25 protein-coding genes are annotated in these 24,137 nt (G+C 64.5%); 22 read left to right on the forward strand and 3 right to left on the reverse strand.

Features of this window, described 5'->3' with window-relative positions:
* Nucleotides 1–372 precede the first annotated feature (372 nt).
* From LLJ08_RS08400 to LLJ08_RS08465, 14 genes are all read left to right on the forward strand, one after another.
* Nucleotides 373–1,239 (forward strand): PHP domain-containing protein, encoded by an 867-nt coding sequence (locus LLJ08_RS08400; RefSeq protein WP_228208669.1) that lies wholly within the window; start codon nt 373–375, stop codon nt 1,237–1,239.
* A 13-nt stretch (nt 1,240–1,252) separates the two neighbouring features.
* Entirely contained in the window at nt 1,253–1,876 is a 624-nt protein-coding gene (locus LLJ08_RS08405) for an L-threonylcarbamoyladenylate synthase (protein WP_014820748.1), read from the forward strand.
* 181 nt (nt 1,877–2,057) lie between these two features.
* Nucleotides 2,058–3,263 carry a tryptophan--tRNA ligase gene (locus tag LLJ08_RS08410; RefSeq protein WP_228208915.1) on the forward strand — a complete coding sequence of 402 codons (1,206 nt, stop codon included), beginning with the start codon at nt 2,058–2,060 and terminating at the stop codon, nt 3,261–3,263.
* Between the two features lie 34 nt (nt 3,264–3,297).
* Entirely contained in the window at nt 3,298–4,119 is an 822-nt protein-coding gene (locus tag LLJ08_RS08415; RefSeq protein WP_256445919.1) for a segregation and condensation protein A, read from the forward strand.
* Nucleotides 4,120–4,138: 19 nt separating this feature from the next.
* A complete protein-coding gene (gene scpB, locus LLJ08_RS08420; protein WP_101274952.1) occupies nt 4,139–4,915 on the forward strand; it encodes an SMC-Scp complex subunit ScpB in 777 nt (258 codons plus the stop codon).
* 169 nt (nt 4,916–5,084) lie between these two features.
* On the forward strand, nt 5,085–6,914 hold the full coding sequence (edd, locus tag LLJ08_RS08425; protein ID WP_228208670.1) for a phosphogluconate dehydratase: 1,830 nt from the start codon (nt 5,085–5,087) through the stop codon (nt 6,912–6,914).
* Complete coding sequence (locus tag LLJ08_RS08430; protein WP_228208671.1) at nt 6,911–7,873, forward strand: glucokinase; 963 nt, start codon at nt 6,911–6,913, stop codon at nt 7,871–7,873. Before edd ends, LLJ08_RS08430 begins: the two co-directional genes overlap by 4 nt.
* Before the next feature lie 56 nt (nt 7,874–7,929).
* On the forward strand, nt 7,930–8,664 hold the full coding sequence (locus tag LLJ08_RS08435; protein WP_003280657.1) for a response regulator: 735 nt from the start codon (nt 7,930–7,932) through the stop codon (nt 8,662–8,664).
* Nucleotides 8,648–10,099 (forward strand): ATP-binding protein, encoded by a 1,452-nt coding sequence (locus LLJ08_RS08440; protein ID WP_041014361.1) that lies wholly within the window; start codon nt 8,648–8,650, stop codon nt 10,097–10,099. Before LLJ08_RS08435 ends, LLJ08_RS08440 begins: the two co-directional genes overlap by 17 nt.
* Before the next feature lie 158 nt (nt 10,100–10,257).
* A complete protein-coding gene (locus LLJ08_RS08445) occupies nt 10,258–11,505 on the forward strand; it encodes an ABC transporter substrate-binding protein (RefSeq protein ID WP_228208672.1) in 1,248 nt (415 codons plus the stop codon).
* A gap of 108 nt (nt 11,506–11,613) precedes the next feature.
* A complete protein-coding gene (locus tag LLJ08_RS08450; protein WP_014820740.1) occupies nt 11,614–12,531 on the forward strand; it encodes a carbohydrate ABC transporter permease in 918 nt (305 codons plus the stop codon).
* Nucleotides 12,524–13,366 carry a carbohydrate ABC transporter permease gene (locus LLJ08_RS08455; RefSeq protein ID WP_014820739.1) on the forward strand — a complete coding sequence of 281 codons (843 nt, stop codon included), beginning with the start codon at nt 12,524–12,526 and terminating at the stop codon, nt 13,364–13,366. Before LLJ08_RS08450 ends, LLJ08_RS08455 begins: the two co-directional genes overlap by 8 nt.
* Nucleotides 13,367–13,377: 11 nt before the next feature.
* Nucleotides 13,378–14,550, forward strand: a complete 1,173-nt coding sequence (locus LLJ08_RS08460) for an ABC transporter ATP-binding protein (protein ID WP_041014359.1) — start codon at nt 13,378–13,380, stop codon at nt 14,548–14,550.
* 110 nt (nt 14,551–14,660) lie between these two features.
* Nucleotides 14,661–15,884, forward strand: coding sequence for a maltoporin (locus LLJ08_RS08465; protein WP_228208673.1), 1,224 nt, complete (start codon nt 14,661–14,663; stop codon nt 15,882–15,884).
* A gap of 4 nt (nt 15,885–15,888) precedes the next feature.
* Here the strand turns inward: LLJ08_RS08465 and LLJ08_RS08470 are convergent, their stop codons facing one another.
* Both LLJ08_RS08470 and LLJ08_RS08475 read right to left on the reverse strand, forming a co-directional pair.
* Nucleotides 15,889–16,668 (reverse strand): hypothetical protein, encoded by a 780-nt coding sequence (locus LLJ08_RS08470; RefSeq protein ID WP_042926853.1) that lies wholly within the window; start codon nt 16,666–16,668, stop codon nt 15,889–15,891.
* Nucleotides 16,669–16,749: 81 nt separating this feature from the next.
* Nucleotides 16,750–17,712 carry an alpha/beta hydrolase gene (locus tag LLJ08_RS08475; protein WP_228208675.1) on the reverse strand — a complete coding sequence of 321 codons (963 nt, stop codon included), beginning with the start codon at nt 17,710–17,712 and terminating at the stop codon, nt 16,750–16,752.
* A 145-nt stretch (nt 17,713–17,857) separates the two neighbouring features.
* On the opposite strand from LLJ08_RS08475, the gene aroC reads away from it, so the two are divergent.
* The 8 genes from aroC (at nt 17,858) to LLJ08_RS08515 (ending at nt 23,124) form a co-directional block, all read left to right on the forward strand.
* Entirely contained in the window at nt 17,858–18,949 is a 1,092-nt protein-coding gene (gene aroC / locus LLJ08_RS08480) for a chorismate synthase (RefSeq protein WP_014820734.1), read from the forward strand.
* Nucleotides 18,950–19,023: 74 nt separating this feature from the next.
* Nucleotides 19,024–20,175: an MFS transporter gene (locus LLJ08_RS08485; protein WP_041014354.1), complete on the forward strand. Its 1,152-nt coding sequence runs from the start codon at nt 19,024–19,026 to the stop codon at nt 20,173–20,175.
* A complete protein-coding gene (locus LLJ08_RS08490) occupies nt 20,172–20,792 on the forward strand; it encodes a methylthioribulose 1-phosphate dehydratase (RefSeq protein WP_041014353.1) in 621 nt (206 codons plus the stop codon). The genes LLJ08_RS08485 and LLJ08_RS08490 overlap by 4 nt, the downstream gene beginning before the upstream one ends.
* A gap of 53 nt (nt 20,793–20,845) precedes the next feature.
* Nucleotides 20,846–21,391 carry a 1,2-dihydroxy-3-keto-5-methylthiopentene dioxygenase gene (locus LLJ08_RS08495; RefSeq protein WP_046619681.1) on the forward strand — a complete coding sequence of 182 codons (546 nt, stop codon included), beginning with the start codon at nt 20,846–20,848 and terminating at the stop codon, nt 21,389–21,391.
* 1 nt (nt 21,392) lies between these two features.
* Nucleotides 21,393–22,076 carry an acireductone synthase gene (mtnC, locus tag LLJ08_RS08500; RefSeq protein WP_044315148.1) on the forward strand — a complete coding sequence of 228 codons (684 nt, stop codon included), beginning with the start codon at nt 21,393–21,395 and terminating at the stop codon, nt 22,074–22,076.
* Between the two features lie 76 nt (nt 22,077–22,152).
* Nucleotides 22,153–22,362 (forward strand): PLDc N-terminal domain-containing protein, encoded by a 210-nt coding sequence (locus tag LLJ08_RS08505; protein ID WP_041014350.1) that lies wholly within the window; start codon nt 22,153–22,155, stop codon nt 22,360–22,362.
* A gap of 6 nt (nt 22,363–22,368) precedes the next feature.
* Complete coding sequence (locus LLJ08_RS08510) at nt 22,369–22,560, forward strand: PLDc N-terminal domain-containing protein (RefSeq protein WP_228208676.1); 192 nt, start codon at nt 22,369–22,371, stop codon at nt 22,558–22,560.
* 3 nt (nt 22,561–22,563) lie between these two features.
* Entirely contained in the window at nt 22,564–23,124 is a 561-nt protein-coding gene (locus LLJ08_RS08515; protein WP_228208678.1) for a histidine phosphatase family protein, read from the forward strand.
* Here LLJ08_RS08515 and LLJ08_RS08520 read toward each other — a convergent pair.
* Nucleotides 23,121–24,005: a DNA-3-methyladenine glycosylase family protein gene (locus tag LLJ08_RS08520; protein WP_228208679.1), complete on the reverse strand. Its 885-nt coding sequence runs from the start codon at nt 24,003–24,005 to the stop codon at nt 23,121–23,123. The genes LLJ08_RS08515 and LLJ08_RS08520 overlap by 4 nt on opposite strands.
* Between the last annotated feature and the right edge of the window lie 132 nt (nt 24,006–24,137).

Below are 24,137 nucleotides of genomic sequence, written 5' to 3' on the forward strand. Positions count from 1 at the left end.
AGAAAGCCCGGCATGGTGACAGTGCCGGCGCGGCTTGTTTGTCGCGCGGGTCCAGGCGCTACAACGGACCGCGCCGTGCAGCGCGGCATCATAGCAAACGGCGCTTGCGACGGAAGCGCTGCGCTTTCCCCTGCTGCAGCGGTTGATGGCACGCAGGATCGTATCGGCGGTCGAAGCAAGAGCGGTTTGCGGCGCCTGCAGCGCTGGCTGGCCGTAATGACGGTGACGACACGAGCCAAAGCGCCGGTGCGGCGTTAGACTAGTCGGCCGTTTGCGCCGGAGCACCCCGTCTTTCGGGCCGGTGAAGCCTTATCGCCGCAGGCTTACGGATTCTTATCGAGGTGTCTGCATCTCACTGGAGCGCGTTACCAGATGATTGTCGATCTGCATTGCCACAGCACCGCCTCGGACGGCGCGCTGGCGCCTGCCAAACTGGTGGAGCGAGCCCATGCGCGTGGTATCGAGATGCTGGCGCTCACCGACCACGACACGGTCGACGGCCTTGCCGAGGCGCGGGCAACTGCGCAGGCGCTCGGCATGCAGCTGGTCAATGGCATCGAGCTCTCTTGCCTGTGGAACGGGGCTACCATTCATGTATTGGGCTACGCCTTCGACGCTGATGCGCCTGCGCTGCGGCAGGCGATCGCACAACTGCACGAAGGACGTTGGCGCCGCGCCGAACTGATCGGCCAGCGCCTCGAAGCGAAGGGGATGCCGGGTGCGCTGGAAGGCGCGCGGGCGCTTCAGCAGGAACTCGGCGACAGCGGCAACGCACCGGCGCGACCGCATTTCGCCGATTTTCTCGTGCGTGCCGGTCATGTCCGCGACCGTGCCGAAGCGTTTCGCAAATGGCTGGGTTCGGGCAAGCTCGGCGACGTCAAGCAGCATTGGCCGAGCCTGGAGCAGACGGTCCAGACCTTGCGTGACGCAGGTGCGTGGATCAGCCTGGCGCACCCGTGGCAGTACGATTTCACCCGCAGCAAGCGGCGCCGGCTGGTGATCGATTTCGCCCAGGCCGGCGGTCACGCGCTGGAGGTGGTCAACGGCATGCAGCCGCTGGAACAGGTCGGCGGTCTGTCGATCCTGGTACGTGAGTTGGGCATGATGGCCACAGTGGGCAGTGATTTCCATGCGCCCGGCGACTGGTCGGAACTGGGGCTGTACCGCAGCCTGCCGGAGGACCTGTCGCCGCTTTGGAGACATTTCGATCATGAGCGCCGCATACCTGCTGCCAGCTGAACAGGGAGTTTCCATGAGCCAGTTCTTTCAGATCCATCCGGACAACCCGCAACCGCGCCTGATCAAACAGGCCGTGGAAATCATCCGCAAGGGCGGGGTAGTGGTCTACCCGACCGACTCCAGTTATGCCGTCGGCTGCTCGATGGGTAACAAGGCCGGCATCGAACGCATTCGCCGGCTGCGCCAGCTCGATGACAAGCACAACTTTACGCTGGCCTGTCGCGATCTGTCGCAGCTTGGCCTTTTCGCCAAGGTCGATACCGCGGCCTTTCGCCTGCTCAAGGCTCATCTGCCCGGTCCCTACACTATCATCCTGTCGGCTACCCGCGAGGTGCCGCGCATGTTGCTGCACCCCAAGCGCCGCACCATCGGCCTGCGCGTGCCGGCACAGCCGATCGCCCAGGCGCTGCTGGAAGAACTCGGTGAGCCGCTGATGAGCGTCAGCCTGATCCTTCCCGGTGAAGACCTGCCGATGAGCGACCCCTACGAGATGCGTGACGCGCTGGAGCATCAGGTAGACCTGATCATCGATGGCGGTTACGGTGGCCTCGAAGCATCGACCGTGGTCAGCCTGGTCGACGATCGGCCAGAAGTGATACGGGTCGGCTGCGGCGATCCCGAACCCTTCATGGCTTGAGCCTGGATGGCGAGCGTGCCTGTACACCATCTGGCCTGTCGGTGAGAGGGTTGAGGCAAGTTCGGGTGAACATGGCTCCGAGACAGGGCGCAGCAACGCGGTATCTGGGCCATGGCCGCCGAAATTGACCAACTGAACTTACCAAACAGGCCAATTAATCAAGGACACCCTTTTGAGCTCCATGGATTCACAGCGGCGCGTGGTTTCCGGCATGCGTCCCAGCGGCCGGCTTCATCTCGGTCATTACAACGGCGTATTGAAGAACTGGGTCAGGCTGCAGCACGAGTACGAGTGTTTCTTCTGCATCGTCGACTGGCACGCGCTGACCACCGACTACGAAAGCTCCGGCGAAATCTCGCAGAACATCATGGATATGGCGGTGGACTGGCTGGCTGCCGGCGTCAGTCCCAGTTCAGCGACGCTGTTCATCCAGTCACAGGTGCCGGAGCACGCCGAGCTGCACCTGCTGCTGTCGATGATCTGCCCACTGGGCTGGCTGGAGCGGGTGCCATCCTACAAGGAGCTGCAGCAGAATTTGCAGCACAAGGACCTGGATACCTATGGCTTCCTCGGATATCCCCTGCTGCAGGCGGCGGACATCCTGATCTATCGCGCCGGGCTGGTGCCGGTCGGCGCCGACCAGCTGCCGCATATCGAATTCGCCCGCGACGTGGCGCGACGTTTCAACCATCTCTATGGCCGCGAAGCGGATTTCGAGGGCAAGGCCGAAGCGGCGATCCGCAAGCTCGGCAAGAAGACCTCCAAGCTGTACGTCAGCCTGCGCAAGAGCTATCAGGAGCAGGGCGACGTCGAGGCGCTGAACACCGCTCGTGCGGTCATCAAGGAACAGCAGACCATCACCATCGGCGATCAGGAGCGGCTTTACGGCTACCTGGAAGGTTGCGGCAAGCTGCTGCTGCCGGAACCGCAGGCGCTGCTCGGCGAGCAACCGAAGATTTCCGGGCTCGACGGCGGCAAGATGGCGAAGTCCAACAGCAATGCGATCTACCTGCGCGATACGACGAACGAGATCGAGGAGAAGATTCGCCGTATGCCCACCGATCCGGCCCGCGTGCATCGCAGCGATCCCGGTGAACCGACGCGCTGCCCGGTGTGGCAGATGCATCTGGTGCACTCCGAAGAGGCCGTCTGCCAGTGGGCAGAGCAGGGTTGCCGCAGCGCCGGCATCGGCTGCCTGGAGTGCAAGGGGCCGCTGATCGACTCGATCAAGGCTGATCTGACACCCCTGCAGGAGCGCGCGTTGGACTACGAGCAGAATCCCGACTTGGTCCGCAGCATCCTCGCAGAAGGTGCGGAGCACGCCCGTGACGAGGCCCGTGAGACGCTGATCGAAGTTCGCCAGGCGATGGGCCTGAATTACCGCTGAGCGGCGCCTAAGCGGCCGGCTCCGAAGGATTTTCATGCAGCACACCGAGTCCCCCAGTCCCGAAGCGATCCAGCCCGGCGAGCAGCTACGCCTGGCGCTGGTCTATGGCGAGGCGGTGACCGAGCTGCCGCTGGACCTCTACATTCCGCCGGATGCGCTGGAAGTCTTTCTCGAAGCCTTCGAAGGCCCGCTGGATCTTCTGCTCTACCTGATCCGCAAGCAGAACATCGACATCCTCGATATTCCGGTGGCCGAGATCACCCGGCAGTACATGGGTTACGTCGAGCTGATGAAATCGGTGCGCCTGGAGTTGGCCGCCGAGTATCTGGTGATGGCCGCGATGCTCGCCGAGATCAAGTCACGCATGCTGCTGCCGCGCTCGGCTGAGGTCGCCGAAGAAGAGGATGATCCGCGCGCCGAGCTGATCCGCCGGCTGCAGGAGTACGAACGTTTCAAGGCCGCCGCCGAGGACATCGACGAGCTGCCACGGGTCGGCCGCGACCTGCAGGTGCCGCGTCTCGATGCACCCGAGGCTCGGGCGCGTAAGCTGCTGCCGGACGTGAGCCTGGAAGAGCTGCTGGTGTCGATGGCCGAGGTGCTGCGCCGCGCCGACATGTTCGAGAGCCATCAGGTCACCCGCGAAGCGTTGTCGACCCGCGAGCGCATGAGCGAAGTGCTCGAACGACTGAAGGACGGTGGTTTCGTCCCCTTCGTAGCGCTGTTCCGCATCGAGGAAGGGCGACTCGGCGTGGTGGTGACCTTCATGGCTGTGCTCGAGCTGATCAAGGAGTCGTTGGTCGAGCTGGTGCAGAACGAACCCTTTGCGCCGATTCATGTGCGCAGCCGTACCGAATAGGCATTTGCAGGAGTCAATCGTGGACCTGTCCGATCCCAAGGATCTCGCTTCTCTGCTCGAAGCCTTTCTGCTCGCATCCGGCAAACCGCTCTCCCTGGAGCGCCTCGGCGAACTCTTCGAGGAAGCCGAGCGGCCGTCTTCGGCACAGCTGAAGAAGGCCCTCGAAGTGCTGGAAAAGTCCTGCAAGGGCCGCGCCTTCGAACTCAAGGAAGTCGCCAGCGGTTACCGCCTGCAGGTGCGTCAGCGCTTTTCGCCATGGGTCGGCCGGCTCTGGGAAGAGCGCCCCCAGCGTTACTCTCGCGCGCTGCTGGAAACCCTGGCGCTGATTGCCTACCGCCAGCCGATCACCCGTGGCGAGATCGAGGATATCCGCGGCGTCGCGGTGAACAGCCAGATCGTCAAGACGCTGCAGGAGCGCGAGTGGATTCGTGTGGTTGGCCATCGTGACGTGCCGGGTCGGCCGGCGATGTTCGCCACGACCCGGCAGTTTCTCGATCATTTCAACCTGAAGAATCTGGATGAACTGCCGCCGCTGGCCGTGCTGCGCGAAATGGAGCCCGAGCTGCGCCCGGTACTCGACGACGAGGATGCCCCCGTGCCTGTCGCCTTGCAGGCGCGGGCCGATGAAGTTGCAGATGAGCCGCAGGCCCCACTGCGTGAGCAGACCAGCTTCCGCAGCCTGCTGGCCGAACTCGACGGCATGGAGCAGGGCCTGAAGACCGACTTCGACGATCTGCTGGAAGCCGAAGAAGAAACATCGGCAGACGAGCCGCGCGGAGACGAGCCTGCGCAATAAGCGCCAAGCCACCTCCAACCGGCGAACTCAGGCTCTTGGTCGCCGCTTCCATGCCGGCATCGCGTCGTGTCCGAACGCCAACTGACCCTGGATGGTTTATGGTTGTCTGAGCTTTCAACCAAGCGTTGAGCCCTTCAACCACAGTTGAATTTTGCAGCAGGAGTGAGGCATGCATCCGCGAGTTCTAGAAGTCACCGAGCGCCTGGTCGAGCGCAGCCGCAAGACCCGCGAGCGCTATCTGGCGATGATGGCCGCCGCCGCCAGTGAGGGTCCGCAGCGCGGCAAGCTGCAGTGTGCCAACTTTGCCCACGGTGTCGCCGGCTGCAATTCCGGCGAGGACAAGCAGAGCCTGCGCCTGATGAACGCGGCAAACGTGGCCATCGTCTCGGCGTACAACGACATGCTCTCGGCGCATCAGCCCTATGAGCATTTTCCGGAAATGATTCGCCAGGCGCTGCGTGAGATCGGCTCGGTCGGCCAGTACGCCGGCGGCGTCCCGGCGATGTGCGATGGCGTGACCCAGGGCGAGGCGGGCATGGAAATGAGCCTGGCCAGCCGCGAAGTGATCGCCATGAGCACGGCAGTCGCGCTGTCGCACAACATGTTCGATGCGGCATTGATGCTCGGCATCTGCGACAAGATCGTCCCGGGTCTGATGATCGGCGCGCTGCGCTTCGGCCATCTGCCGACCATCTTCGTGCCGGGCGGGCCGATGCCCTCGGGGATTCCGAACAAGGCGAAGGCCGAGGTGCGCCAGCGTTACGCCGAAGGCAAGGCCAGCCGCGAGGAGCTGCTGGAGTCGGAGATGAAGTCCTATCACAGCCCCGGCACCTGCACCTTCTACGGCACCGCCAACACCAATCAGGTGGTGATGGAGATCATGGGCCTGCACCTGCCAGGGTCGTCGTTCGTCAACCCTTACACGCCGCTGCGCGATGCGCTGACCCGGGAGGCGGCGCACCAGGTCACGCGCCTGACCCATCAGGCCGGCAACTACACACCGCTGTGTCAGGTGGTCGACGAGAAATCCATCGTCAACTCGGTGGTCGCGCTCAACGCCACCGGTGGTTCGACCAACCACACCCTGCATATCCCGGCGTTCGCCCGCGCCGCCGGCATCCAGCTGACCTGGCAGGACATGGCCGATCTTTCCGAGGTGGTGCCGACGCTGGCCAAGGTCTACCCCAACGGCCAGGCCGACGTGAACCATTTCCACGCCTGTGGCGGGGTGCCGTTCATGGTGCGCACGCTGATCGACGCCGGTCTGTTGCACGAGGACGTGCATACCGTCGTCGGCAAGGGCCTGCGGCGCTACATCCAGGAGCCGTTCCTCGACGGTGACAAGCTGGTGTGGCGCGACGGCCCGGCGCAGAGCCTTGACGAGAACATCCTGCGCCCGGCCGAGCGGCCATTCTCGCCGGAGGGCGGGCTGCGCGTGCTGGAAGGCAACCTCGGCCGCGGCGTGACGAAAATTTCTGCCGTGGCGCCCGAGCACCGTTTTGTCGAGGCGCCGGCGCGGGTATTCATCGATCAGAGCGAGTTGGCTGCGGCGTTCAAGGCCGGGGAGCTGGAGCGCGACTTCATTGCCGTGGTGCGTTTTCAGGGGCCGAAAGCCAATGGCATGCCCGAACTGCACAAGCTCACGCCGTTTCTCGGTGTGCTGCAGGACCGCGGCTACAAGGTGGCGCTGGTCACCGACGGGCGCATGTCCGGTGCTTCGGGCAAGGTGCCGGCGGCCATTCATGTCTGCCCGGAGGCACTGGACGGCGGGCCGCTGGCGCGGGTGCGCGATGGCGACATCCTCCGCGTCGACGGCGAGAACGGCGAACTGCGAGCACTGGTCGATCCCGCCGAATGGGATGCGCGGGAACCGGCGATTCGGCCCGAAGACATGGGCATCGGCTGCGGTCGGGAGCTCTTTGCCTTCATGCGCGCCTCGTTCAGCACAGCAGAGCAGGGCGCCAGTGCATTTACCGAGAGTCTGGAGGCGCTGAAGTGAAGACGGCGCTGGTTGGAGATATTGGCGGTACCAATGCACGTTTCGCGCTGTGGCGCGACCAGCGTATCGAGCAGATTCGCGTGATTCCCACGGCCGACCATGCGCGGCCGGAGCTGGCGATCCTTGCGTACCTGAGTGAAGTCGATCAGCCGCTGGAAACCCTTGAGGCGGTGTGCCTGGCCTGTGCCGGGCCGGTCGGCGGCGATCTGTTTCGTTTCACCAACAACCATTGGCAGCTGAGCCGCGAAGCCTTCTGCCGCGAGCTGGGTGTGAAGGAGCTGTTGCTGATCAACGATTTCACCGCTATGGCCCTCGGCATGACGCGGCTGCACGATGGTGAGCGCATCACGGTTTGCGATGGCGAGCCAGAACCGGGACGGCCGCGGCTGGTCATAGGGCCCGGCACCGGGCTCGGAGTCGCCGGATTGCTGCCACTGTCTGGCGGCGGTTGGCGCGCCTTGCCGGGCGAGGGCGGGCATATCTGCCTTCCCGTCGGCAGCGAGCGCGAGGCGGCGATCTGGGCGCATCTGCATCGTTCGCTCGGCCATGTGAATGCCGAGGCGGTGCTCAGCGGTCCGGGGCTGCTCACGCTCTACCGTGCCTGCTGTGCACTGGATGGGCAGCAGGTGGCGTTCGATTCGCCCGCAGGTATCACCAAGGCCGCGCTGGCCGGCGATGCCTACGCCGCGGCGGTGCTGGAGCAGTTCTGCCGCTGGTTGGGGCGTATCGTCGGCGATAACGTGCTGACCCTCGGTGCCCGCGGCGGCGTTTACATCGTCGGTGGCGTGGTGCCGCGTTTCGCCGAGATGTTCCTGCGCAGCGGTTTCAGCGAGGCGTTGCGTGAGAAGGGGCAGATGAGCCGCTATTTCGATCGCCTGCCGGTCTGGCTGGTGACCGCGCCGTATCCGGGCCTCGAGGGCGCGGGCGTGGCATTGCAACCGTTGTTGGAGGGAGCCTAGGCTGCGACATGGCGGGTCGACGGGTGACCCCATAACAACAAGAAAAGGGACGTGACGTGAGCCAAGCAGGTAAGAACATCCTTCTGGTCGACGACGATCAGGAAATCCGCGAACTGTTGCAGACCTATCTCAGCCGCTCGGGCTTTCATGTGCGCGGCGTGCCGGACGGCGGGCAGTTTCGCGCGGCGCTGTGTGCCGAGCCGGCCGATCTGGTGATTCTCGACGTGATGCTGCCCGACGAGGACGGCTTCAGCCTGTGCCGCTGGATTCGCCAGCACGAGCGGCTGGCTTCGATGCCGATCATCATGCTCACCGCCAGCTCCGACGAGGCCGATCGGGTCGTCGGCCTGGAGCTGGGCGCCGACGACTACCTGGGTAAGCCGTTCAGCCCGCGCGAATTGCTCGCGCGGATCAAGGCACTGCTGCGACGCGTCAGCTTCGCCCAGGAACGCGGCAGTGATGTTCTGGCCTTCGATGAGTGGCGGCTGGACATGATCAGCCACCGCCTGTTCCACGCCGACGGCGAGGAGGTCTTTCTCTCCGGCGCCGATTTCGCCCTGCTCAAGCTGTTTCTCGATCATCCACAGCAGATCCTCGACCGCGACACCATCGCCAACGCCACCCGTGGCCGCGAGGTGATGCCGCTGGAGCGTATCGTCGACATGGCGGTCAGTCGCCTGCGCCAGCGCCTGCGCGACACCGGCAAGTCGCCGCGGCTGATCCGCACGGTACGAGGCAGCGGTTACTTGTTGGCTACCCAGGTGACGCCGCACCATGAATCTGCGCACTGAGCGGCGGCGTCTGCGGCTGGTGCCACGTTCGCTGCTCGGACGGATGCTGTTGCTGACCCTGCTGGCGGTGTTGCTGGCCCAGGGCCTTTCGAGCCTGATCTGGCTGTCCCAGCTGCGCGCCAACCAGATGGAAGGCTTGCTCACCAGCGCCCGCAGCCTGGCGCAGTCGATGGCGGCCAGCGTCAGCTACTTCCGTTCGCTGCCGCTGGGCTATCGCCCATTGGTGCTCGATCAGTTGCGCAGCATGGGCGGTACACGTTTCTTCGTGTCGCTCAACGACAAGCCGCTGGACATGGAGATCCTCCCGGAAACGCCGCGCAAGCGTGCCGTCCTGCATGAGGTAGAGCAGGTATTGCGCCAGCGCTTGGGCGGTGCGGTGGACCTGAACATCGAGTTCGTCAGCCCCGATGACCTGCGCATCTTCAACAGCGGCATCACGCTCGATGAGTTGCCGCGCTCCTGGGCGCACTACGCGCTGGGCCTCGAACCGCTGTCACCGCCGGTGCTGGTGACGCAGATCCAGATCGCCCCGCAGGAATGGCTCTATCTGGCCTCGCTGATGCCAGCTCCCTACGTCAGCCTGGAGGACGAGGGGCTGCCGGCCCAGCAGTTGTGGTTCATCGTGCTTACCAGCGCCTTTCTGCTGCTGTTCATCGGCCTGCTGGTGCGCTGGCAGAGCCGGCCACTGAAGCGCCTGGCCAAGGCGGCGCGGGAGTTGTCGCTGGGCGCCGAGGTGCAGCCGCTGACCGAGGCCGGCGCCAGCGAGATCGTCGAGGTGAGCCGTGCCTTCAACAACATGCGCCAGCGCATCAGTCGCTACCTGACCGAGCGAGGCCAATTGTTCAGCGCGATCTCCCATGACCTGCGCACGCCCATCACGCGCCTGCGTCTGCGTGTCGAGCTGCTGGAAGATGAAGCCCAGCAGATCAAGTTCACCCGTGACCTCGACGAGCTGGAGCTGCTGGTCAAGGGCGCACTGCAATGCGTGAAGGACACCGACATCCACGAGAACATCGAGGCGGTGGACCTCAATCTGCTGCTCGAGCATATCGTCGAGCCCTATCAGGCCTGCGACCAGACCCGCGTGACCCTGGACGGCCGGGCTTCGGCGCCTTATCCGGGCAAACCGCTGGCGCTCAAGCGCTGCATCGGCAATCTGCTGGACAATGCCCTGAAGTACGGTGAGCGCGCCCACCTGCATGTCGAGGACGGCAAGGGGGCGCTGGTGCTGCACGTCGATGACGAGGGCCCGGGCGTGCCCGAGCAGCGTCTTGAGCATGTCTTTGAACCCCACGTGCGGCTCTCGGGGCAGCAGCAGGGCTACGGGCTGGGGCTCGGTATCGCACGGAATATCGCCCACGCCCACGGTGGCGAACTGAGCATGCGCAATCTGCAGCAGGGAGGGCTGAGGGTGACGCTGACCTTGCCGCGCTGATCCGGCTCAGTGCACCTCGTTACGATCGCTGCGGCTTTGTAACGGCTCTGTGACCATCGCCCATCCCTTCGTTACCCAGTGTCCATTTCCCTGCGCATAGACTCGGTCCATCGCAAGCGACCATGACTTGCCGGATAAAAACAAGAAGGTGCCTCTACATGAACGCGATCCATCGTCTCGCTCTTTCCGTTTCCCTTGCCCTGCCATTGCTCGCCCATGCCGGCGAGGTCGAAGTTCTGCACTGGTGGACTTCCGGTGGCGAGAAGCGCGCCGCCGACACCCTGCAGAAGCTGGTCGAGCAGAAAGGCCATACCTGGAAGGACTTCGCCGTCGCCGGCGGTGGTGGCGAGGCTGCCATGACCGTACTGAAGACCCGCGCTGTTTCCGGCAACCCGCCGTCCGCCGCACAGATCAAGGGCCCGGACATCCAGGAGTGGGGCGAACTCGGCCTGCTCGCCAATCTTGATCACACCGCCAAGGCCGAACGCTGGGACGAAATGCTGCCCGAGCAGGTGCGCAAGATCATGCAGTACGACGGTTCCTACGTTGCGGTGCCGGTCAACGTGCATCGGGTCAACTGGCTGTGGATCAACCCGGAGGTGTTCGAGAAGGCCGGCGCCACGCCGCCGAAGACCCTCGACGAATTCTTCGCCGCAGCCGACAAGCTCAAGGCTGCCGGCTTCATTCCGGTTGCCCACGGCGGCCAGCCCTGGCAGGACGGCACCGTGTTCGAGGGCTTTGTACTGAGCATTCTCGGCCCGGACGACTATCACAAGGCCTTCGTCGAGCTGGATAACGACACCCTGACCGGCGACAAGATGGTTCAGGCCTTCACCGCACTGAAGAAGTTGCGCGACTACATCGACGCCGACGCGGCCGGGCGCGAATGGAACCGTGCCACCGGCATGGTCATCGACGGCAAGGCCGGCATGCAGATCATGGGCGACTGGGCCAAGAGCGAGTTCACCGCCGCCAACAAGGTGGCTGGCGAGGACTACCAGTGCCTGCCGTTCCCCGGCACCCAGGGCAGTTTTGCCTTCAATATCGATTCGCTGGCCATGTTCAAGCTCAGCAACGATGACAACCGCAAGGCTCAGGAAGACCTGGCGCGCACGGTGCTGGAGCCGGAATTCCAGACCTTCTTCAATCAGAACAAGGGCTCTATCCCGGTTCGCCAGGACCAGGACATGAGCGAGTTCGACGCCTGCGCCCAGCAGTCGATGACCGACTTCAAGGAGGCCGCCAAGGGCAGCGGCCTGCAGCCCAGCCTGACCCATGGCATGGCGGCTTCGAGCTATGTGCAGGGCGCGGTGTTCGACGTCGTCACCAACTTCTTCAACGACCCCAAGGCCGACCCGCAAAAGGCGGCCAAGCAACTGGCGGCGGCGATCCAGGCCGTGCAGTAACGCTGAGGGCGGACCGTTCCGCCCGCTTCCCGAAACGTTCGTCCCGGCACAGGCCTCGGTCTGTGCCGCGGGCGACGACATCCCCGATTTCCATGAGGGATCACACCCATGAGCTCCATCGCGCTTCAAGCCAGGCCTGCCAAAGCCTCGCCGCTCGACGCCCTGCAGCGCTGGCTGCCCAAGCTGGTTCTGGCGCCGAGCATGCTGATCGTACTGGTCGGCTTCTACGCCTACATCGGCTGGACCTTCCTGCTCTCGTTCACCAACTCACGCTTCATGCCCAGCTACAAGTGGGCCGGCCTGCAGCAGTACGAGCGCCTGTGGGACAACGATCGCTGGTGGGTCGCCAGCCAGAACCTGCTGGTGTTCGGTGGCATGTTCATCGCCATCAGTCTGCTGATCGGCGTGGTGCTCGCCGTGCTGCTGGACCAGCGCATTCGCCGCGAGGGGCTGATCCGCACCATCTATCTGTACCCCATGGCGCTGTCGATGATCGTCACCGGCACCGCCTGGCAGTGGCTGCTCAATCCCGGTCTGGGCCTGGACAAGCTGCTGCGCGACTGGGGTTGGGAAGGTTTTCGCTTCGACTGGCTGGTGGACCCCGACCGGGTCATCTACTGCCTGGTGATCGCAGCGGTGTGGCAGGCCTCGGGCTTCGTCATGGCGCTGTTTCTCGCCGGCCTGCGCAGCGTCGATCAGTCGATCATCCGCGCCGCCCAGGTGGACGGCGCCAGCCTGCCCACCATCTACCTGCGCATCGTGCTGCCGAGTCTGCGGCCGGTGTTCTTCAGCGCGCTGATGATCCTCGCGCACATCGCGATCAAGAGCTTTGACCTGGTCGCGGCGATGACCGCCGGTGGGCCGGGCTATTCCAGCGATCTGCCGGCGATGTTCATGTACGCCCACACCTTCACCCGCGGCCAGATGGGCCTGGGTGCGGCGAGCGCCATGCTGATGCTCGGCGCGGTGATGGCGATCATCGTGCCGTACCTGTATTCCGAGCTGAGGAACAAGCGCCATGTCTGACTTCGCGCAACCGCGCCTGACCCTCGGGCGCCTGACCATCCATGCCACCCTGTTGCTGGCCTGCGCCGTCTACCTGGTGCCGCTGATCGTGATGCTGCTGACCAGCTTCAAGACCCCGGAAGACATCCGTACCGGCAACCTGCTGAGCTGGCCGGAAGCGTTCAGCGCCATGGGCTGGCTGACGGCGTGGGACAGTATCGGCGGCTATTTCTGGAATTCGGTGAAGATCGTCCTTCCGGCCGTTTTGATCTCTACCGCGCTGGGTGCGATCAATGGCTATGTGCTGTCGATGTGGCGTTTCCGTGGCTCGCAGCTGTTCTTCGGCCTGCTGCTGTTTGGCTGCTTCCTGCCGTTTCAGGTAATCCTGCTGCCGGCGTCCTTCACCCTCGGCAAGCTCGGCCTGGCCAATACCACTACCGGCCTGGTGCTGGTGCACGTGGTCTATGGCCTGGCCTTCACCACGCTGTTCTTCCGCAACTTCTACGTCAGCGTGCCGGACGCACTGGTGCGGGCGGCACGGCTGGACGGTGCCGGCTTCTTCACCATCTTCGGGCGCATTCTGCTGCCGATGTCGGTGCCGATCATCATGGTCTGCCTGATTTGGCAGTTCACCCAGATCTGGAACGACTTCCTCTTCGGCGTGGTGTTCGCCAGTGGTGATACCCAGCCGGTCACCGTGGCACTGAACAACCTGGTGAACACCAGCACTGGCGCCAAGCAATACAACGTCGACATGGCTGCGGCGATGATCGCCGGCCTGCCCACGCTGGTGGTCTACGTGGTCGCCGGCAAATATTTCCTGCGCGGGCTGACTGCCGGCGCCGTCAAGGGTTGAGGAGAACAACGATGGCTTCCCTGGAACTGCGCAACGTTCAAAAGAGTTATGGCAACAGCCAGATCGCAACGCTGAAGGACATCGCGCTGAAGATCGACGCCGGTGAATTCCTGATCCTCGTCGGGCCTTCGGGCTGCGGTAAATCCACGCTGATGAACTGCATCGCCGGGCTGGAGAACATCACCGGCGGCGAGATTCTCGTCGACGGCGAGGACATCAGCCAGGCCAGCCCGAAGGATCGTGACATCGCCATGGTGTTCCAGTCCTATGCGCTCTATCCGACCATGAGCGTGCGCGACAACATTGCCTTCGGCCTGAAGATGCGCAAGGTGCCGGCCGCGAAGATCGAGGAGGAGGTGGCGCGGGTCGCCAAGCTGCTGCAGATCGAGCCGCTGCTCGAGCGCAAGCCGTCGCAGCTCTCCGGCGGCCAGCAGCAGCGCGTGGCCATGGGCCGGGCGCTGGCTCGGCGGCCGAAGATCTATCTGTTCGATGAGCCGCTGTCGAACCTGGACGCCAAGCTGCGGGTGGAGATGCGCACCGAAATCAAGCTGATGCACCAGCGCCTGAAGACCACCACGGTGTACGTCACCCACGATCAGATCGAGGCGATGACCCTCGGCGACAAGGTCGCGGTGATGAAGGACGGCGTGATCCAGCAGTTCGGTACTCCGCACGAGATCTACAACAACCCGGCCAACCTGTTCGTCGCCAGCTTCATCGGCTCGCCACCGATGAACTTCGTGCCGCTGCGTATTCGTCAGCGCGACGGACGCTGGGTAGGCGTGCTCAACAGCGAGCAGGGCAGCTGTGAGCTGCCGCTGCCGATCACCAGTGATGACGGTCTGCGTGATCGCGAACTCATCCTCGGCATTCGCCCTGAACAGATCGGCCTCGCCGGAGTCGGAACAGCTGATTTTTCGCTGGCGGTCGACATCGAAGTGGTCGAACCCACCGGGCCAGACACCCTGGTGGTGTTCACGCTGAATCAGGTCAAGGCCTGTTGCCGGTTGATGCCGGACCAGGCTCCGCGAGTGGGGGAGACGCTCAATCTGCAGTTCGACCCGCGCAAGGCGCTGCTCTTCGATGCGCAGACCGGCGAGCGGCTTGGCGTTGTGCAGCCGGAGCCGGTGCGCGAGAGCAAGGTCACCCGGCTGGTTTCCAACGGAGCGGGCACAGCGCAGTGAACTGCCGCCTGCCTTGCCAGCAGGCGGTCGATGAAAGTGGACGGTTACAGGAATGAACAGAGCCGTCTCGGCTCGATCCAGCGATCAATAACAACAAAAGCGGAGTGGATATGAAAAGAACACTGACAGCCCTGGGCGTTGCGACTGCCGTTGTCGGGATGGCCCTGCCGTTGAGCGGCCACGCCCTGGAATTCACTGGCTACATGCGTAGCGGCGTGGGTGAATCGGTCAACAGCGATTCGCAATCGTGCTTCCAGTTGCCCGGCGCGCCGAGCAAGTACCGCCTCGGTAACGAGTGCGAGCAGTACGCCGAGCTGGACCTGCGCCAGGACCTCTACACCTTCGCCGATGGCTCGGTACTGAGCCTGGAAGGCATGGCGGCGCTGTACAACCAGTACAACCACACCCCGGAATTCACCGGCGACCACGGCTGGGCGCGGATGGTCCAGGCCTACGCCGAGTGGAGCAAGGTGCCGGCGCTGAACAACGGCTCGTTGTGGGCCGGGCGGCGCTTCTACAAGCGCAACGACATCCATATCTCCGACTTCTACTACTGGAACCAGAGCGCCACCGGCGCCGGCGTCGAGGACATGGAGATCGGCGGGCTGAAGTACAGCTATGCCTTCTCGCGCAAGGACAGCGTGTTCCAGGAAGAATACGTCACTCGCCACGATTTCAACGTCGGCGGCTTCGACAGCAACCCGGGCGGCGAGCTGGAGTTCGGCCTGAGCTACCTCGACAAGCCCAGTCGCGACGGCGCCAACAGTGGTTGGGCGGTGACGGTGCAGCACGTGCAGTCGGACTTTCTAGGCGGCAAGAACACACTGGCACTGCAGTACGGTGAAGGGCCGGGCACCGGCCTAGGCTATACCGGCGACGTGACCCTGGACGACAGCGCCAAGAGCTGGCGGGTGGTGGAGTACTTCGACTGGCAGGTGACCCCGCGCTTCGGCGGCCAGGCTCAGGTGGTCTATCAGAAGGACAAGCGCGCCGACGGTGGCGATCAGGACTGGTGGTCGGTGGGGGCTCGCCCGGTCTATGCGTTCAGCGAGCAGTTCAAGCTCGTCGCCGAGGTCGGCCATGATCAGATCGACGCCACCGACGGTACGCGCAAACTGACGAAGTTCACCATCGCGCCGACCTGGTCACCCGCCGGCCCTGGCTTCTGGGCGCGGCCGGAGTTCCGGCTGTACTACACCTATGCCAGCTGGAACGAGGCGGCTCAGCGTGCCGCCAACCTGATGGCCGAAGGCTCGGCGCTGTCAGACACCGGTGCATTCGGCAATGCCCGCCATGGTTCGAACTTCGGCGTGCAGGTGGAGCATTGGTGGTAAGCGGTTAGCGGGTCGCCATCCAGATCAGCAGGCCGGCCTGGAACAGCGCCAGCGCAATCAGGCAAACAATGGTGAATCGCAGCGCACCGTCCTCACGGCGGAAGCGGGCGATTCGCTCCTGCAGCTCACGAATCTGGTTCTCCTGTGCCTGCAGGTTGCGGTCGGCCTGTTCCAGCATCGCCGCCGCCTCCTGCAGCTCCACTACCTGCACCTTCTCGCTGTTCCAGTCCGCTCGCAGGGCGCTGACCCGCGGTGCGCCGTAGGTTGGCTTGAGCGGCGTCGCCTGGGGGTAGTCGATATCGAAGCCCTGGGTGCGCAGGCAGTGATCGCGACGCAGGCGCTGGTCTTCGCTCGCCACATCCTTCGGCAACGCGCCGCCCTCGACCAGATAGTGGCTCCAGCGCTTCTGCGCCCATGCCGCGCCCTGGGCCAGCAGAAAGCGGCCGAGGCCTCGATTGGCCGGGTCCAGTTGTAATCCGTTATCTGGCCCGAAGCGCAGTTCCTTGCTGCGGTGATCGGCCCACACCTCCAGCACGTTGTTCTTGCGCGAGCGCACCTGGCCGGGGATGTTGATGAACATCCGCAGCAGGCTCTGCTCCGGCGTATGCCGTTCCAGTTGCGCAAGTTCGACGAATCGCAGCGGGCGCGCGCCGCCGTCGCGCTCGGTGGGCAGTGGTGCCAGGCGCAGCAGGCGGAAACGGTCGGGCTTGAGCTCCGTCCACGGATGCTTAGGTGCTGCCGGCTGGTCTTTTTCAGTGCTCTGGGTGGTTTCGCTGTCGGTCATCTGCGCGTTCCTGGGCCTGCGCGGCGGCTCGTTCAGGAGCCGATCGGGCCCTCGTCATGCGGGCTATCGGCAGCGCGGCGCCTAACTGGAGGCTGGCAGGATGCCATTGGCCTGCAGGAAGTGTCGGATACGTTCCTGCAGGTCCCAGGCGAGCGGCAGGTCGGGGTCATCATAGGAGGCCAGCTGTTGCGCATTCGCCGGGACGATGCGCAGCACATGGTTCATGCCATCGATCAGTGCCAGCTTGGCGTCGGCTTTTGCGCGCTGCAGGGCTTCGGCGTCCTCGATGCCGACCTGGATGTCGTGGCGGCCCTGGACGATCAGCGCGGGTGTCTCGACGGCCGCGAAGGCCTCCGCCGGGTCGTAGGCGAACAGCGAAACCAGGTACGGCTGCACGCTCGGGCGGAACAGCACCTGCAGGGGCTCCGGCACTTCGGCGTGGGTTCGGCCGGCCTTGAGCTCGTCGATCAGAAAATAACTGGTGGCGAGCAGTGCCGGCGGCAGGCGGCCCTGCAGTTGCTCGCGCAGCACCTCGTCGATCGGTCGGCCGCTGCCGGCGATGCTGATCAGCGCCGCGGCGCCCGACTTCGGCGCGGCGAGACTGGCGATCAGCGCGCCTTCGCTGTGGCCGATCAGGATCAGTTGGCTGAAACGGGGATCGCCCTTGAGCTTCGCGCTCCAGGCCAGCGCATCGTTGACATAGCCCTCGACGCTCAGCTCGCGCTCGTCCGGTGCGGCCGCCAGGCTGGCGCCGACGCCGCGCTTGTCGTAGCGCAGGCTGGCCACGCCCAGCTTGGCCAGGCCCTGGGCCAGGCGCTTGAGGCTGTCGTTGCGTCCGGCCGGGTTGTTGCCGTTGCGATCGGTCGGGCCGGAACCTGCGATCAGCAGCGCTACCGGTACCGGCTGGTCGCTTTTCGGCAGCAACAGACTGCCCTGCAGCACGCCCCTGCCGGTATCCAGGTTCAGGGTCTGGTTGAGCAGGGTCTGCGCCTGCAGGAAAGAAGGGGACATGGTCAGTAGCAGCAGTATCAGCAGGGCACGCATGGAAGGATTTCGTTGGTCACGGAGCAGGTTGGACGCGGCAATCGACGCAAAGGTCAGTATGCGCCGGCAACAGGAGCGATGACACCGTAGCGGCCTCAGGTATACTTCCGGCCCCTGTTTTTCGGTCGATCGCGGAGCGTCCTGCATGTCCGGCAATACCTACGGCAAGCTGTTCACCGTCACCACTGCCGGCGAAAGCCATGGTCCTGCGCTGGTGGCCATCGTCGACGGTTGCCCGCCCGGGCTGGAGCTGTCGCTGGACGATCTGCAGCGCGATCTCGACCGCCGCAAGCCGGGCACCAGCCGGCATACCACTCAGCGCCAGGAAGCCGATGAGGTGGAAATCCTCTCCGGCGTCTTCGAAGGCAGGACAACCGGTTGCCCCATCGGCCTGTTGATCCGCAACACCGACCAGAAGTCCAAGGACTACTCGGCGATCAAGGACCAGTTCCGTCCGGCCCACGCCGACTACACCTATCACCACAAGTACGGCCTGCGCGACTACCGCGGCGGTGGCCGCAGCTCCGCGCGCGAGACCGCCATGCGCGTGGCGGCCGGTGCCATCGCCAAGAAGTATCTGGCGACCCTGGGCATCCAGGTGCGCGGCTACATGAGCCAGCTCGGTCCGATCGAGATCCCGTTCAAGACCTGGGACAGTGTCGAGCAGAATGCCTTCTTCAGTCCGGACCCGGACAAGGTGCCGGAGCTGGAAGCCTATATGGACCAGCTGCGTCGCGATCAGGATTCGGTGGGCGCGAAGATCACCGTGGTCGCCGATGGCGTACCGCCGGGCCTTGGCGAGCCGATCTTCGACCGCCTCGACGCCGAGCTGGCCCATGCGCTGATGAGCATCAATGCGGTCAAGGGCGTGGAAATCGGTGCCGGCTTCGCTTCGGTAGCCCAGCGTGGCACCGAGCACCGTGACGAGCTGACGCCCCAGGGATTCCTCTCCAACAATGCCGGCGGCATTCTCGGTGGCATCTCCTCGGGACAGCCGATCGTCGCCCACCTGGCGCTCAAGGCCACGTCCAGCATCACCACGCCAGGGCAGTCGATTGATGTGAATGGCGCGCCGGTCGAGGTCATCACCAAGGGTCGCCATGACCCCTGCGTCGGCATTCGTGCCACGCCGATCGCCGAGGCCATGATGGCCATCGTTCTGCTCGATCACCTGCTGCGCCACCGTGGGCAGAACGCCGATGTGCAAGTGCTCACCCCGGTGCTGCCGCAACTGTGAATCCGGGCCGTAGACGGCAGACCGACGGCGGCAGCATAAGGCGGCCGTTGTCCGCAGTCGGTAGCTTGTAGCCTATGGCCGCTGCTCTGCCGTACTGGCGTCTGTCCGGTTTCTACTTCTTCTACTTTGGCCTGCTCGGCTCCACGGCGCCGTTTCTCGGCCTGTACTTCGATCATCTGGGTTTCTCGCCGGAGCGGATCGGCGAGCTGATCGCCATTCCCATGCTGATGCGTTGCGTGGCGCCGAATCTCTGGGGCTGGCTGGGTGATGCAACCGGTCGCCGGCTGGAAATCGTCCGTCTCGGCGCGCTGTGCACCTTGCTGTCCTTCGGGCTGATCTTCTTCGACAAGAGCTTTGCCTGGCTGGCGCTGGTGATGGCGTTGCATGCGTTCTTCTGGCACGCGGTGCTGCCGCAGTTCGAAGTCATCACCCTGGCGCATCTGCACGAGCAGACTGAGCGCTACAGCCAGGTCAGGCTGTGGGGCAGCATCGGTTTCATCTTCGCGGTGGTAGGGCTCGGACTGCTGTTCCAGCGGCTGAGCCTCGATCTTTACCCGACCGCGGTGGCCTTCGTGATGGTCGGTATCGTGCTGAGCAGTGCCTGGGTGCCCAACGCTCATCCGCGGCAACGTAGCGAGGCGGCCGGGCAGGGCGGGTTCCTCGCCCAGCTGCGGCGGCCTGGCGTACTGGCCTTCTACGGCTGCGTGGCGTTGATGCAGCTGGCCCATGGTCCGTACTACACCTTCTTCAGTATTCACCTGGAAGCACTGGGCTACAGCCGCAGCTTTATCGGGCTGATGTGGGCGCTGGGGGTGGTCGCGGAAATCCTGCTGTTCCTGGTAATGGCGCGGCTGCTCGAGCGTTTCTCGCTGCGTCAGGTGCTGCTGGCCAGCTTCCTGATCGCTGCGCTGCGCTGGGTGTTGCTCGGGCAGTTCGCCGAGCATCTGGCCGTGCTGCTGGTCGCGCAGCTGATGCACGCGGCGACCTTCGGCAGTTTCCACGCCGCCGCCATTCACTTCGTCCAGCGCAGTTTCGGCCATCGCCAGCAGGGCCAGGGCCAGGCGCTGTATGCCAGCCTGTCCGGCATCGGTGGAGCGCTGGGTGCGCTCTACGCGGGCTACGCCTGGTCCGGTCTGGGACCGGGCTGGTCGTTCGCCATCGCCAGTCTGGCGGCGCTGGCCGCAGCCGCTATCATTGCCTTCCGTTTGCAGGAGGACCGCGCATGACTGCCACCCGCCAGCACCTGAGCCAGGCGATCATCGACGCCGGACGCTTCTTGTATGGTCGTGGCTGGTCGCCGGCGACCAGCAGCAACTACTCGGCGCGCCTGACCAGCGCCGAGCTGCTGCTGACCGTTTCCGGGAGGCACAAGGGCGAGCTGACTGCCGATGACCTGTTGGCCGTCGACATGCACGGCAACAGCCTGGAAGAGGGCAAGAGGCCTTCGGCGGAGACACTGCTGCATACCCAGCTGTATCGCTGGAAACCGGAGATCGGCGCGGTGCTGCACACCCATTCGGTGAATGCCACGGTGCTGTCCCGCGTCGCCTTGGCCGATTCGCTGGTGTTCGCCGATTACGAGTTGCAAAAGGCCTTCAGCGGCATCTCGAGCCATGAATTGCAGGTGCTGGTGCCAATCTTCGACAACGATCAGGACATCGCCGCCCTGGCCACCAGGGTGCAGCCGTGGCTTGACGAGCATCCCGATTGCGTCGGCTACCTGATTCGCGGCCACGGCCTGTACACCTGGGGCGAGACGATGAGCGATGCGCTGCGACAGATCGAGGCATTCGAATTTCTGTTCGAATGCGAACTGAAGATGCGTGCCCTGCAGCCCAGATAAATTCCAGCCTGCCCGGTAGCGACCGGTCAGACGACCTTTTCGGAGAGCCGAACATGAGTGTCCTCAGCGTCTATCACGAGACCCGACCCGATCAGCCGCTCAAGGTGTTGACCCACCTCGAAGACATCGCCCCGACGCTGGCCAAGGTCGGTGTGCAGCTGGAGCGCTGGGAGGCCAGCGCACCAATCGCCGCCGGGGCCAGCCAGGAAGAGGTGATCGCCGCCTACCGGCCGCAGATCGACAAGCTGATGACCGAGCGTGGCTACGTCACGGTGGATGTGATCAGCCTGACCCGCGATCACCCGCAGAAGGACGAACTGCGCGCGAAGTTCCTTGACGAGCATCGCCATGCCGAGGACGAAGTGCGCTTCTTCGTTGCCGGGCGCGGGCTGTTTACCCTGCACATCGATGACATGGTCTACGCCGTGCTGTGCGAAAAGAACGACCTGATCTCCGTGCCCGCCGGCACGCGTCACTGGTTCGACATGGGTGAAGAGCCGCACTTCGTCGCGATCCGCCTGTTCAACAACCCGGAAGGCTGGGTCGCGGAGTTCACCGGCGAAAGCATCGCCGATCAGTTCCCGCGGCTGGACGACTGAGATGCCGATCAAGGCGATCCTCACCGATATCGAAGGCACCACCAGCGCCGTCAGCTTCGTCTTCGATGTGCTGTTCCCCTATGCCCGCGAGCATTTGCCGGCGTATATCCGCAGCCACGCCGGCGAACCTGCGGTCGCTGCGCAGCTCGAGGCGGTGCGCGGCGAAAGCGGTGAGGGCGATGCGGATATCGAGCGCGTCATCGAGATACTGCTCGGCTGGATCGCCAGCGATCGCAAGGCGACCTCGCTCAAGGCGCTGCAAGGCATGGTCTGGTTCCAGGGCTACCGGGCCGGCCAGCTCAAGGGGCACATCTATCCGGACGCAGTGGCTGCGCTACGGGAGTGGAAGGCGCAGGGGTATGCGCTGTACGTGTATTCCTCAGGCTCGATCCAGGCACAGCAGCTGATCTTCGGCTGTTCCGAGGCCGGCGACCTGACACCGCTGTTCTCCGGTTATTTCGATACCACCAGCGGGCACAAGCGCGAGGTGGTCTCCTACCAGCGCATCGCCGAAGCCATTGGCGTGCCAGCCGTCGAGGTGCTGTTCCTTTCCGATGTGGTCGAAGAACTCGATGCCGCGCAGCAGGCCGGCATGCGCGTCTGTGGGCTGGGCCGCGATGGCGGCGCCCTCGGTGAGCACGAGACCGTCGCCAGCTTTGCGCAGATCGACCCGCGGCGCTACTGAGCCACCGGGCGATTACTGAACCCTGCCGCCGCGCTGGCATCCTAGATTAGGTACTCACCCAAACAGGAGCGAACCCATGGGAGATGCCTTCGGCGGTATTTTCGGCCTGCTCATCCTGATACTGGATATCTGGGCGATCATCAGCATCGTTCGCAGCGATAGCACCGGGGGCAAGAAGGTGCTCTGGGTGCTTCTGATCGTTCTGTTGCCAGTGCTCGGCCTGATCATCTGGGGAATCATGGGGCCGCGCGGCAATCGCCCTGACTCGCGCGGGCCGTATCGGTAGCCGTTGATGGAAAGCCTCAGCGGCCCGCTGGCCATCGTGGTTCTCGTGCTCGACGTCCTCGCCATCGCTTATGTGTGGCGCAGCCGCATCGAGGTCGGGCACAAGGTTGTCTGGTCATGTGTGATCCTGCTGCTGCCCGTGGTCGGTCTGATCATGTGGGCGGTAGCGGCCGGGCCGTTCGGCAAGGCGCGGTTGTGACACATGTGGCGCAGCGGTCTGCTGATCGGTCTGCTGGCACTTGCTGCCGAGCCGCTTCGGGCTGACGACGCGGCGGCCTGGCAGGCATTGCGCGAGGGGCGGGCGATTCTTGTCATGCGTCACGCCAGCGCGCCAGGTCTCGGCGATCCCGAAGGCTTCGTTCTCGAAGACTGCAAAACCCAGCGAAATCTGAATCAGCGCGGCCGGGATGAGGCCCGGCGCTGGGGCGCGCGGCTGCGCGAAGCGGGTCTGCATGAGGTGCGCTTGTTCAGCAGTCGCTGGTGCCGTGCGCTGGAGACCGCCGAGCATATGGCGCTCGGCCGGGTGGAACCACTGCCTGCGCTGGATTCGTTTTTCACGTCGCCCGCAAACGAGCACTGGCATACCGAAGCCTTGCGCGAGGCCGTCGAGCAGTTGCCGGCCGGCGAGGTAGCGGTGCTGGTCACCCACCAGGTCAACATCACCGCGCTGACGGGCATCTTCCCGCAGTCGGGCGAGGGACTGATCCTGGAGCGTCCGCTGACGACTCCGCCAAAGGTACTGACGCGCATCGCGCCGCCCTAGCCAACCTTGGCCCCTTTGGAATAGTTGTCCCAGATATGGATAGCCGCATAGGCGCGCCACGGACGCCAGGCTTCGGCGCGTCCGGCCAGCGCTTTGGCGCTGATGCCATCCGCGCCCCACAGTGGCGCTTTCAGCAGTCCGAGATCGGCTGCGGGAAAGGCGTCCGCGACGCCGAAGCCCCGTAGCGCGATGTATTCGGCGGTCCAGGGACCGATCCCCGGCAATTCGCAGAGTCGTTGCACCAGCGCATCGGCACCATCTTCCACATGCAGCTGCAGCGCCCCTTCGGCCACCGCGGCAGCGAGCCGGCGTAGCGCCTGGGCTCGCTTGGATGGCATGCCGATATTGTCCAGCGGGTCATCGGCTATCGCTTGTGCGGTAGGGAAGAGCATCTCAAGCCCCGGTAGCGCGTCCTGCAGCGGCTCGCCGAGGCGTTCCACCAGACGTCGCGTAATGGTCACCGCCGCCTTGACCGTGACCTGCTGGCCGACCACCGCCCGCACCGCCTGTTCGAACGGGTCATAGGCGGCTGGCAGGCGCAGGCCGGGGTTCGCGGCGATCAACGGGCCGAGCGCGGGATCGCTAGCGAAATGTGTGGCGATGGCCTGCGGGTCGGCATCCAGATCGAACATCCTGCGAACCTGCCCGACGAGTGGCTGGGTAGCCTGTTGCAGCGAGTCGCTGAGAGTCAGTTCGAGCGCCGGGCGGTCGGCCTGCGCTCGCACGTGGAGCCAACCGCAGGCTTCGCCGAGTCGCAGCGTGCGCGCGTAGCCGTTAACGTCCAGCCGCTCCACGCCGGGCAACAGGCGCAGGGCGAAATGGCGGTGGAACTGCTGCCATTCCCAGGGTTCGAGGTAGGGCAATTGGATGATTTCGTTCATGACCAGACTCTAGGATCTCCCGATGGCCTTGTCGTCCCGAAGTGTGCTTTTGCTGCCTGCGGTTTCCGCTGTCATCTTGGCCAACGTAGAATGCGCCTCTTTTCGGCAGGCAGGCTGCATCGCCCGTCAAGC

Source organism: Stutzerimonas chloritidismutans, from assembly GCF_020783375.1.
Lineage (GTDB): Bacteria > Pseudomonadota > Gammaproteobacteria > Pseudomonadales > Pseudomonadaceae > Stutzerimonas > Stutzerimonas kunmingensis.